The organism is Neobacillus niacini, assembly GCF_030817595.1.
Taxonomy (GTDB): domain Bacteria; phylum Bacillota; class Bacilli; order Bacillales; family Cytobacillaceae; genus Neobacillus; species Neobacillus niacini_G.
This window is the reverse complement of the sequence record NZ_JAUSZN010000001.1, coordinates 4,852,395-4,863,969: the sequence shown is the minus strand read 5'-3', so window position 1 is coordinate 4,863,969 and position 11,575 is coordinate 4,852,395. Positions and strand designations below refer to the sequence as shown.

At 36.8% G+C, this 11,575-nt stretch carries 8 protein-coding genes and 2 pseudogenes; 1 reads left to right on the top strand and 9 read right to left on the bottom strand.

The genetic code is table 11. From position 1 onward, the window contains the following. Positions 1-88 precede the first annotated feature (88 nt). From QFZ31_RS23065 to QFZ31_RS23025, 9 genes and pseudogenes are all read right to left on the bottom strand, one after another. Complete coding sequence (locus tag QFZ31_RS23065; RefSeq protein WP_373459877.1) at positions 89-1,381, bottom strand: glycoside hydrolase family 125 protein; 1,293 nt, start codon at positions 1,379-1,381, stop codon at positions 89-91. Beyond that, positions 1,371-2,391, bottom strand: a pseudogene (locus tag QFZ31_RS23060) (histidinol phosphate phosphatase domain-containing protein). The gene QFZ31_RS23065 and the pseudogene QFZ31_RS23060 overlap by 11 nt, the downstream one beginning before the upstream one ends. 61 nt (positions 2,392-2,452) lie before the next feature. Next, complete coding sequence (locus QFZ31_RS23055; RefSeq protein ID WP_307307374.1) at positions 2,453-3,343, bottom strand: metallophosphoesterase family protein; 891 nt, start codon at positions 3,341-3,343, stop codon at positions 2,453-2,455. A gap of 142 nt (positions 3,344-3,485) precedes the next feature. Continuing rightward, on the bottom strand, positions 3,486-4,169 hold the full coding sequence (locus QFZ31_RS23050; RefSeq protein ID WP_307311755.1) for an MgtC/SapB family protein: 684 nt from the start codon (positions 4,167-4,169) through the stop codon (positions 3,486-3,488). Between the two features lie 131 nt (positions 4,170-4,300). Next, a complete protein-coding gene (locus QFZ31_RS23045) occupies positions 4,301-5,077 on the bottom strand; it encodes an endonuclease/exonuclease/phosphatase family protein (protein WP_307307371.1) in 777 nt (258 codons plus the stop codon). Between the two features lie 146 nt (positions 5,078-5,223). After that, on the bottom strand, positions 5,224-7,134 hold the full coding sequence (gene iolD / locus QFZ31_RS23040) for a 3D-(3,5/4)-trihydroxycyclohexane-1,2-dione acylhydrolase (decyclizing) (RefSeq protein WP_307307367.1): 1,911 nt from the start codon (positions 7,132-7,134) through the stop codon (positions 5,224-5,226). A 41-nt stretch (positions 7,135-7,175) separates the two neighbouring features. Continuing rightward, positions 7,176-8,153 (bottom strand): 5-dehydro-2-deoxygluconokinase, encoded by a 978-nt coding sequence (iolC, locus tag QFZ31_RS23035; RefSeq protein WP_307307366.1) that lies wholly within the window; start codon positions 8,151-8,153, stop codon positions 7,176-7,178. A 19-nt stretch (positions 8,154-8,172) separates the two neighbouring features. Beyond that, a pseudogene (gene iolB / locus QFZ31_RS23030) lies at positions 8,173-8,992 on the bottom strand (5-deoxy-glucuronate isomerase). Positions 8,993-9,114: 122 nt separating this feature from the next. Continuing rightward, complete coding sequence (locus tag QFZ31_RS23025) at positions 9,115-10,578, bottom strand: CoA-acylating methylmalonate-semialdehyde dehydrogenase (protein ID WP_307307364.1); 1,464 nt, start codon at positions 10,576-10,578, stop codon at positions 9,115-9,117. Positions 10,579-10,765: 187 nt separating this feature from the next. On the opposite strand from QFZ31_RS23025, the gene QFZ31_RS23020 reads away from it, so the two are divergent. Next, the gene (locus tag QFZ31_RS23020; protein WP_307307363.1) at positions 10,766-11,521 is read left to right on the top strand and encodes a DeoR/GlpR family DNA-binding transcription regulator; all 756 of its coding nucleotides are present in this window, start codon (positions 10,766-10,768) and stop codon (positions 11,519-11,521) included. Positions 11,522-11,575: the final 54 nt, after the last annotated feature.

Genomic DNA, 11,575 nt, shown 5'->3' with positions numbered 1-11,575 from the left:
TCTTACAAATTAATGACGGCGCTTTCAAAGGATCGAATAACACTTTTTGTCATCGAGTATTCTCTAAAAAAGTTATAAATGTAATCTATTACTTGCAGCTTACTGGATGACCACAAAAATCTAACACTAATTCACAAAACATGGCATTTGCCCATGAGAACCATTCCCTAGTAAAATTCGAAGGATTATCGCAATCAAAGGATTCGTGTGCTTGTTTTGTATCGGCATCATTCTGGCATATAAGCTGGATCTTCTCCCACTTTTCCTCCTGACTGCTGGCGGTAATTCCTTCTACGGCTAGAGCAATGGGCCAAACATATCCTTTTGGCGTATGCGGGCTTCCTATGCCGCTCGCATATTGTCCTTCATAGTAATATGGATTTTGCTCACTTAAAATAAATGCCCTTGTTGACTGATAGATTCTATCTGTCTTTGAATGGTTCGTTAGCATAGGTAAGGACAACAAGCTTGGCATATTACTATCATCCATAAGCAAGGAATTTCCTAATCCATCTGCCTCGTACACATAAATCCATTCCCCAGCATCATTTTTTATTACTCCATATTGCTGAATGCCTCGCTGGATTTCTACTGATAAATTCTTTGCAGCTAATTGTAAAGTAGCATCCTGATAAACATCCTCAAAGATCTCGGACAGCATTTCTAAAACTCTTACAGCAAATAAATTACTAGGGATTAAATAATGATAAAAACACGCATCATCACTTGGTCTAAAGCCCGACCAGGTCATTCCCGTATAGCCAACCGGCGATCCTTTTCCATCATGACTAAGTTCATTTGTGCCTGGCCTTTGAAACGTATAACTAGAAAAATCTGTATGGTTTTGTTCTAGTTTCCAAAGAGCTATAACCGTTTGTGCTGCCTTCTTGAAAGAATCTGTAAAAACACTAGTCTTCCCTGTATATTTCCAAAATTGATAGGCTAATTGAAACGGAAAGCATAAAGAATCCACTTCATACTTTCTTTCCCAGATGGAGGGCTTTTGCAATGGTATATCATCATCCCATCTATTCCCATTTGCGCCCTCATTAAAGGCATTAGCATAAGGATCCTGCAAAATAAACTGTATTTGACGTTTGCTTACACCTTCAACCAAACGATCTATTTCTTCAAATTTGCCTAGAAAAAGCAAATACGGTCTTAATTGAAGAGTACTGTCCCTTAACCACATGGCAGGAATATCTCCTGTTACCAAAAATACTGTTCCATCGTCCAAATAGTTAGTTGTTTTTGTTAATGTATCACCAAAACAATTTTCAAACATGTCGACCACTTTTTGATCTTGAATCTGATTTCTTACCATCTTATTTGCTTCTGAAAGAATTTCTTTATACAACCTGTCTCCTCCTCTACAGGGCATTATTTGCTTCTTGATGAAAGGGTTTCATGATTCTCTGTCTATTCTTGAAAGTGGCAACCTTCGAGACATTTCGCTCTAGCAGCATATTTTTAATTTTGATCGGAGAAAATACCGATATCATTTGGAAAATGAGAATCTGATGATGTGGTAAAGGGAACCCCGTAATCAACTAAAATATCTAAAAACTGAGAACTCGGGCACATTTCCTTTACAGGATAGCGATAATACAAGCCAGGATTAATTTCTGTTGCAACATCCATTTCAACCAATGCTTTGGCAACCTCTTTATAAGAATCAATTAATAAATCTTCATTGGGACGATAGTTAAAAACTTTAAGATTATCTAAATGTGCAATAATATCAAATAATCCGCTTCTCGCTGCTTTTTTAACGGTCTCAAAATGATTTTTATAGAGTTCCACTAAATCATATTCTTGAAATTTTTCCTGAAGCTCTGGATTATCAAAGCCCCATCCATTATAAAAATGGACAGAACCAATGACATAATCAAATTGATATGTGCTTAAAAGGTCGCTTAACTCCTTTTCACCACCTGCGAAGTAATCGGCTTCAATACCTAGTCTTAATGTAACACCATGTTTTTCCCATTCTTCCTTTGCCGAATTAATCATCGTGATAAACTCTTCAAAATTTCTTACCATCACCTTATTAAGCCACTCTAACTGCCTTACGCCAATGACCTTCGTATCGATATCCATATATTTTCTAAAATAATCTCTAGTTTCTTTAAAACGATATAAGTGGTCGACAATTCCTACTTCCTTCAGCCCTTTATTCAAAGCCTCTTGTAAATATAAATCCAGCCACCACTTGGAGTATTCTGTTTCTGATAAGCGGTTAGAGATTGTATTGATTGATTGAATTAACCATTCCTTGGTGTGTCTTTCTCCTTTAACCGGTTCAAAATGCTCGATTGCCTTTAATGTTTTTTCCACAAAAGATAGGGAATAAGGTCCTTCTTCAAGATGAACATGATAATCTACTTTCATTCGTTCACATTTCTCCCTTTTTAGATTTTTTAGATAATTACGCTTGGACTAAGGGCCTGTCTCACTTATAGTGCAAATATTTTTCCGTTTCGATAATCCTGGTGTCAAGAGGCTTTTCATCATATAGCGTGATAACCCGCGCACCACGATGAAGTTCTCCATAGCAATTAAAACCGCTTATTCTTCCAAAGCACAATTTAATTCCCTGATAATCAGCAACAAAATCATTGTCATGATCGTGACCACAAAAGACACCTGCAACATTCCCATTCAATAATAAGGATGTAAATAAACCTGTATTAACCTCCGGGGATGAAATTTCTTCATATTTAGTCCCACTTACTTGGCCCCTTGTGAACGCCTCCTTATATTCAGGAAGCGGTATGTGAAGAATGAGTAAATCCTGTTTAAAATTCTTTGTTCTGTTTGTATATTTTTTGGATACTTCATTAAACCAGGTAACCTGATCCGGGTGAACAAATTCATATTGGCCAATTTTCAAAGGATCATTTGCCCCACTATCAATAAAGTACAATACGTTTGATATTTCACCAGCATGATTTTTTATTTCAACACAGTAAGATTCTCGGTCCTCAATTACATGCAGGTTTTTCTTCTCTACTAACAAGTCAATTTGGTCTTCTAAACTACGTAAATCAGAACGGCTAATTCCTTCCTCTGTATCATGATTTCCATATGTAATGGCAATCGGTTTTTTCAAATCATTTAAAACCTTTATTAACTCCTTAAAACTAGCTTTTTGATCTGGAACCCCTTCTGACCAGATTAAGTCACCACTAATAACAATTAAATCTGGATTAGCTTTATCCGCCATATCTTTTATGTGATTAAATGTAAATAGGTCATGTTCATTAAATGGCATTGAACCAACATGCAAATCAGTTAGTTGTAAAATAGTAAAGGCGCCATCTTTTCCAATACATAATTCCATTAATCTCACTCCAAACTAAATAGATTTATAGATGTATTTTCATTCCCAGATTATATCATCCGAATAAGGGTAAACAATGCACTTAATAACACTATTTGTCGAAATATATCAACAAAATAGTCAGTTACCAATCATTATCATGTTAAGCAGCACTCTCTAATTCAACTTTAATAACCCCATCCATGCTATTTGTGAAATTGTAGAGATTAGTAACACTTTGTTTGTAATGGACTCCAATCTGTAGATTGATTTGATATCCCCCCTCATTATTATTACGAATACTCAAACGATGAATAGAAAAATGATCATTCCGAATTTCATTTATGATATCGTCTAAATATTTATTTTCCATAACAATAATTTTCATCGTTACTTCTTGATCTCTCAGCTGTTTAGGCCCTATGAATTTCATGACAAGAGGAGTCAGCTGTACACTAACCAAAATAAATAATGCACCCGTAATAGCTTCAAAATAAAAACCTACTCCAACAGCAATACCAATGCCTGCTGCTCCCCATATAATGGCAGCAGTTGTTAAGCCTGAAATGCTATCATTTCCCCTTTTCAAGATAACACCTGCACCTAAAAATCCAATTCCCGAGACAATTTGTGCAGCTAAACGTAGTGGATCCATCGTGACCGCCACACCTAGCTCTGAACGGGGGGCTATATAGGCAGCCTCGTACGAAACGATGGTTAAAAGACAGGATACAATCGATATCACTAAACATGTTTTTAAACCCACTGGCTTTCTTTTAAGTTCCCGCTCTAATCCTATAATCAACCCTAATATAGCAGTAACTCCAAATTTCATTAGTACATCCATGTTAAAAGTAAGATATTCCCACACCTTATCCACCCTCAAATTGATATTGTTCGTTCCAAATTCCCCCTTGACTATGAACCTTTAAAATGGATATTGAAAAAAGAAGGGAAAATACCCTTCCTTCACTTTGCTTAAACTGGAATATTTATTCGTGCAGAGACAGGATAATGATCAGATGGATACAGGTTATCCACCTTTGTATAAATGATGCTGCAACTCTTGATTTGTATGGTTTTTGTTACAAATATATAGTCGATTGGTTCACCTTGGCATTCGCCTTCAAAATCATGAAATGTTTTTCTTAAGGTCTCATCCCTATTCATAGTTGAAAAAACACTCGTGAATTGGTTATCATCCTGCCAAAATCTTACTTCCTCGCTGTTAGGATACGCATTAAAATCTCCCATCAATACGCTTGGAAGAGGTTCCTCTCTATTCAAAGTATCCATATATTGCTTAATAACCCGGACACCTTTCAAACGGGCTTCTTTACTCATATGATCCAAGTGAGTATTAAATACTCTGAATCTAATAGGTTGGTCTAGACAGTGAAATTCACCCCATGTACAAATTCGGGGCAATGATGAATTCCAACTGCTGCTTCCTTCTATTGAGGGTGTCTTAGACAACCAAAAAGTGCCACTATTTATAACCCGAAACATGTCTTTTCTAAAAAATATAGCAGTATGCTCATCATTACTTCTTCTCGGTTTTCCAAACCAATCATAATCTGGAAGCCTTCTAGCTAAATCTCTTATCATGGTTGGAAGCAATTCCTGTGTACCTATAATGGCTGGCTGTTCCTGTTCCAGGATATGAACGATTTTCCCTATCCGGTTTGACCAGCTATTTATTTCATCCGCGGCATTATCATACCTTAAATTAAATGTCATAATTACCTTATCCATATATATACAATCACCTACTAAGCTTTACAACTAGAGCCGAATTCTCTTATTTTAGCTATTACTGTCTCTTTAACCGCTTCCATACCCTTACTTAACACATAATAATGAACGTACAGGGTGAAATAGATTCATCTGATAAAACGTAATCAATATTGCTTTGCCTTATTTTTCATTTCCACCTTGTCTTGGTAAACCTTTTGTACTTTTTCATTTTCAGATACTTCCGCTACGCCGACATTCCACCAGCTTTCATACCCATCAGTCATAGTTTTGGGTAAAACCTTCACTTCAATAAACGTAGATCTTTTTTGTTTTTTCGCATCTTCAATGGCTGCTTTTAGACCCTCTAGTGTAGTAGCACGATAGGCTTTTGCACCATAAGCCTCTGCCACTTTTGCATAATCAATATTCAGGATTTGATTGTCAAATGTTCGGAATTCTGTACAATAGCTGCTGCTGCCATTTCCCATTTGTAAGTTATTGATGCAGCCAAACCCAGCATTGTCGAAAAGAATCACATTAATTTTTTGCCCATATTGTATGGCGGTTATCAGTTCAGAATGTAACATCAAGAAACTTCCGTCACCTACTAGTGAGAATACTTCCTTTTCTGGTTGGGCCAACTTCACTCCTAATGCGCCAGATATTTCATAACCCATACAAGAATAACCGTATTCTACGTTATAAGTATTGGGCACCTCCGGATTCCAAACCCGTTGGACATCACCTGGAAGTGATCCTGAAGAGGCAACAATAATACTGTCAGAATCAATCGCATTATTTACCGTAATTAATACGGCCGTTTGCGAAAGTTCAGTTTCTAAAGAATCCGCATATTCATTCAAGATTTCTTGAGAAAAATGACCCTTCACTTCAGGATCGAAATTTTTGCGTTGAAAAGTTACCTGACTCAAACGGTCACGTTCTTTTATCCATTCCTCTTTCAAGTCAAAAATAGTGTTTGCATAATCAGTTTGATAGCCTTCTAGTAATGGTGCTAATTGTTCTAAGGTGGTCTTTGCATCGGCTACTACTTGAAAAGCATCTAATTTATAGGCTTGCATTCTACTAACATTAATATTTAAGAATTTTGCTGTATCAAAATTAAAGCCTGTTTTAGAGGAAGTGGCGAAATCTGTATATCTAGTTCCGATGCCAATAATTAAATCTGCTTGTTGTGCTGCTTTATTTGCTGCTAATGTTCCCGTTACACCCAAACCGCCTAAATTATGTGGAAACCAAGATTCGACCGTCGCTTTCCCAGCTTGTGTTTCAACCAATGGGATCGTATGGGTTTCGGAGAGTTTGATTAATATATCACGGGCTTGAGAGTACTTAGCTCCGCCGCCTACGACAAAAACAGGCCTTTTACTGGATTTTATTAACTCAGTTGCCCCATGTAATTCACGCTGTACAGGTATTTTTCTATCAAGGTAATGAACCCTTTTTTCAAAGAACGTTTCATCAAAACCAAAAGCTTCGCCTTCTACATCCTGAGATATACAAATGGTTGCGGGACCAGCTTTTGCCGGATCTGTCATAACTTCGAAAGCTCGAAGCAGACTCGACATTAGTTGTTCAGGACGAGTAATGCGGTCCCAATACCTCGAAAGCGGTTTCAATGCATCGTTTGTTGTTACAGCTAAGCTATATTCCTGCTCAACTTGTTGTAAGACGGGATCTGGCTGCCTGGTGGCAAATGTATCACCCGGCAAAAATAACACGGGAATATTGTTTGCTAATGCTGTACCTGCAGCTGCAGCTAAATTAGCTGCTCCTGGACCAACAGATGTAGTGACAGCAAAGATTTTTTGGCGCAGCATTTGTTTACTATAGGCAATAGCAGCATGGGCCATCCCTTGCTCATTTTTCCCTTGAAATACTTTTAAGTGTCCTGAATCTTGTTCAAGTGCCTGCCCAATACCTAATACATTTCCATGGCCGAACAATGTGAAGATCCCTTCTACGTATGGAAATTCTTCACCATCCACATGAAGATATTGTTGATTCAAAAATTTAATTAATGCTTGTGCCGTTGTTAATTTAATTTTCACCATCGATATTTTCACCTCGGAAGGATTGGTCTATTTCTATTTTTTTACGATCTTTCTTTAATCAGCGCTTCAATTTCTGCTGCTGTTGGCATTGCTTCTGACGAACTATGCTTACTTACAACAATGGCCGCAGAAGCACTGGCATATTTTAATGCTGTTTCAATATCTTTACCAGTAATTAATGCATATAGAAAAGCAGATGCATATGAATCCCCTGCACCAAATGTTTTTAATACTTTCGTTAAGTAAGCATGTCCCTTGCACGTTTCACCAGTTTTCAGATACGCATAAGAACCTTCAACACCATGTTTAATGACAATTAACTCTGGTGAGTAAGCGAACAAATACCGAATCGTCGTTTCATTGTTACCTTCTACAATATTTTCCAGTATGTCAAATTCATCGCGAGTACCAATCACCACATTTGCCTGCTCTGCAACGAGTGAATAATAAACGGATACTTCTTCAGAAGATCCCCATGTATATGGCCGATAATCTAATTCAAATACGACTTTCACATCGTTTTGCTTGGCATATTTGATTGCTTTTAACACGGCTTCTCGAGATGGACTTTTTGAAAGTGCCGTTCCTGATACAAGGAGAATTTTTGATTTTTTTATATACTCTTCACTTACCTCTGATGGCTGTAAATACAAATCAGCTACATCATCGCGATACATTAAGATACTGCATTCCTCAGGACTCTTAATTTCCGTAAAAGCAAGCCCAGTCTTATGCCCCTCTTTATCTATCACCATATTAGAAGTATCTACTCCTGCTTCACGCATATATTGTTCGATAAAACGTCCATGCTGGTCGTCGGCAAGCTTGCCAATAAAACCTGATTTTAAGCCTAATTTCGCTGCCCCAATTGCAATGTTAGCAGGCGAACCGCCTACATACTTTTTAAAGGTCATTGTTTCTTCCATTGGCCGGTTATATTCTACCGCATTTAAATCCATACATGCCCTCCCAATTGCAATAAGATCAAATTCACGATCGGTATGAAAATTTATTCTCATTTTTCCAATCTCCTCTAGTTTATTTACGATCTATTATCCATTTATGAGCTGGATCATTATGAAATTTCCAGATTCGCTTTGGACCGGCCATAACGTTTAATATAGTAGGATTCATAACCATCTGGAACGCCTACAGGGTGATAACCCGCCGGCACTAAAACAACTTCACCGTTCTCTACTGCCATTGTCTCATCAATGGAACGGTCATCTGTGTATACACGTTGAAAGACAAAACCTTGTCTTGGGTTTATTTCATGGTAATACGTCTCTTCCAAAAATGATTCATCAGGGAGTTGATCCTGGTCATGTTTATGGGGAGGATAGCTTGACCAGTTACCGCTTTCAGTAAATACCTCCACAACTAGCAAACTATTAGCAGATGGGTCAGAATCAGGCAAAATATTATGAACTAACCGTTTGTTGCTATACTTACCTCGATTTTCAATACTGTTCTCTTCTGCTTTAATCAATCTCGTCGGCAGTTGTGTTTCAGAAGCTGAATAACAAAGGACAACTCGTGCTATCGTTGTTGCGACTACTTCAAAAGTGCGATCATTTGAAACATAGACACTATCCGTGGTCCTTTTTTCAAAAACACTTACTCTTGTACCTATATTTTCAAATATCTGCTCACCATCGGTGACACTTATTTTTCCTGTTAAAGCTACAATGCAGCATTCTTCTTTTTCAAGCTTTTGAACATATGCAGCACCAGGGAGTAAATCGACAACTTTAAATCCAACATATTTCAATGGAGTATTTTCAGTTGTTATATCATGAACAATGGTGATTCCATCTTTAGATGATTGGAAATTGGGTTTCCGAAGTAATGTGTTCATTATAATTTTCCTCCTTAAAAAATTCAGTAACCTATATGATAATAATTGTTACAAAGGATGCGAAAAAAAGTTAATAGCTATTATCCTACTAAACACACAGTAGAATAATAGCTTCATGTACGTTACTCAAATATTGGTGCTTTATAATTTGCTGTTACAACTTTTTTATGTGTATAGAATTCCACACCATCTTTACCATTGGCAGGCAAAGTACCATAAAAGGAAGCTTTCCAGCCTGAGAATGGAAAGAAAGCAATCGGAGCGGGTACACCTAAGTTAATCCCCAACATGCCTGCGTCAATATTTTCTCTAAAATAACGAATGGCTGAAGCATTAGATGTATAAATACATGCCCCATTTGCAAATTCTGATTGGTTTGCTGTTTTTACTGCTTCTTTCAAGTGTTTAACACGGACAATAGAAAGTACTGGAGCGAATATTTCATCCTTCCAAATGGTCATATCAGTGGTGACACCATCAAAAATAGTTGGACCCACAAAATAACCATCTTCTGAACAATTTTCACGCCCATCACATACTAGCTTTGCCCCCTCTTCAATACCTTGTTTAATATATCCAAGTGTCCGTTTTAGATTTTCTTCTCTAATCACTGGTCCTAAGAACACACCATCATCTAAGCCGTTACCAATTTTGATTTTTTTAGTTTTTTCTAGAAGTGATGACATAAATTCATCTGCTATCCCTTCCTCTACTGTCACAACGGAACAAGCCATACAGCGTTCCCCTGCAGAACCAAATCCAGAACTGATGATATTTGTTGTCGCATGGTCTATATCTGCATCATTTAAAACAATCGAATGGTTTTTTGCACCAGTAAGAGCTTGGACACGTTTTAAGTTCTGACTTCCGCGTTTATAAACATATTCACCAACAGGTTTGGAACCAACAAAGGAAATAGCTTGAACAGTGGGATGATCTAAAAGACCATTTACAACATCATGTGCACCATTAACAATGTTAAACACACCTTTTGGGAGTCCTGCCTCCGTTAATAATTGTGCTAATTTTTCGGTGAGTAATGGAGTTCTTTCAGATGGCTTCAAAACAAATGTATTTCCTACCGCAATCGCCATTGGGAACATCCAGCAAGGAACCATCATTGGAAAATTGAAAGGTGTAATTCCACCTACTACACCGATAGGATAGCGATAACTAGTCACTTCCACATCCGTTGCAATAGTGGATATAGAATCTCCCATCATTAAGGTAGGTGCCCCAGCAGCAAATTCTACATTTTCGATTCCTCTACCGACTTCTCCTAATGCTTCGGTGAGATTCTTCCCGTTTTCAATTGTAATCAAACGAGCTAATTCCTCTTTATTATCTTGCAGCAGCTGCTGAAATTTAAATAGAATTCGGGCACGCTGCTGTACAGGAACGAGTCTCCAATCTTCAAATGCTGCCTGTGCAGCCTCTATTGCATCATTAACATCTTCATAAGTAGATAACGGGACTTGGGCAATTACCTCTTTCGTAGCAGGATTATATACATCCTCATACATAGCCGATTTGCTTGGGACCCACTCACCATTAATAAAATTTTTAAGCTTTCTTATTTCACCCATTAGTTGATTCCTTCCCTTCTATAAAAACGGTTATATTTTAGTTATATTTTGGTAACTTTCGATTAAATCATAATAGTTTAAAAACTTTCAGTCAAGATTTTTTGATTAAATATTGGTGAACTTTTGGTTAACTTGTGGTAATATAATCATTATCAAAAATTAGATTTTTATGATTGAGGGGATAGAGATGATAAAGGAAAAAAGGATAAAGCAATTAGAGGAATATGTAGTAAAACACCAATCTGCGTCCCTAGATGAACTTGTCAAAGAATTTAAGGTATCAAAAAATACAATTAGACGTGATCTTCAAGAGTTAGTAGATACAGGGACTTTCAAAAAAGTTTATGGCGGCATCGCCGTCAATCAAAAAAAACTTGAGCCGTTTCATGAACGGGAAGTACAAAATCATCATGGAAAAAAAGTCATAGGTAGAACAGCAGCCGATTTTGTCGAGGATGGAGATATCATTTTTATCGATTCGGGTACTACAACAATAGAGATGCTTGATCATATAAAAGAAAAGCATATTACAATCATTACAAATAATATTGATACGATTGTTGGTTCAATTCCTTTTGAAAATTTAACAATCATAACGATTGGAGGCGTTCTTGAGAGAAAAACCAAATCTTTTGGTATTAACTATAATATAGAAATATTAAATACCTACAATATTAACAAGGCATTTATGGCTTCAACCGGTATTACACCTACTAACGGCGTTACAAACGCTTCTCTTTTTGAAACAGAATTAAAAAGAAAAATTGTGGAAAGGAGTAAAACAATCTATTTATTAGTTGATCATAATAAATTTGGTCAATATGGATTAACAACCTATTGTGAATTAAACAAAATTAATTACTTAATTACTGATAAAATGCCCAGTCTGGAGTACCAGAACCTTGTGGTGGAGAATAATGTAAAATTAGTTATTGCAGAATAACCATAATGATCATCTAATCAAACGTTAAATGATTGATTAACAGTAAAAATAAGA

Excerpts from the sequence above, each read along its gene's own strand:
- QFZ31_RS23065 (WP_373459877.1), bottom strand. The coding sequence starts at position 1,381 with ATGCCCTGTAGAGGAGGAGACAGGTTGTATAAAGAAATTCTTTCAGAA.
- QFZ31_RS23055 (WP_307307374.1), bottom strand. The coding sequence starts at position 3,343 with ATGGAATTATGTATTGGAAAAGATGGCGCCTTTACTATTTTACAACTA.
- QFZ31_RS23050 (WP_307311755.1), bottom strand. The coding sequence starts at position 4,169 with ATGGATGTACTAATGAAATTTGGAGTTACTGCTATATTAGGGTTGATT.
- QFZ31_RS23045 (WP_307307371.1), bottom strand. The coding sequence starts at position 5,077 with ATGGATAAGGTAATTATGACATTTAATTTAAGGTATGATAATGCCGCG.
- iolD (WP_307307367.1), bottom strand. The coding sequence starts at position 7,134 with ATGGTGAAAATTAAATTAACAACGGCACAAGCATTAATTAAATTTTTG.
- iolC (WP_307307366.1), bottom strand. The coding sequence starts at position 8,153 with ATGAGAATAAATTTTCATACCGATCGTGAATTTGATCTTATTGCAATT.
- QFZ31_RS23025 (WP_307307364.1), bottom strand. The coding sequence starts at position 10,578 with ATGGGTGAAATAAGAAAGCTTAAAAATTTTATTAATGGTGAGTGGGTC.
- QFZ31_RS23020 (WP_307307363.1), top strand. The coding sequence starts at position 10,766 with ATGATAAAGGAAAAAAGGATAAAGCAATTAGAGGAATATGTAGTAAAA.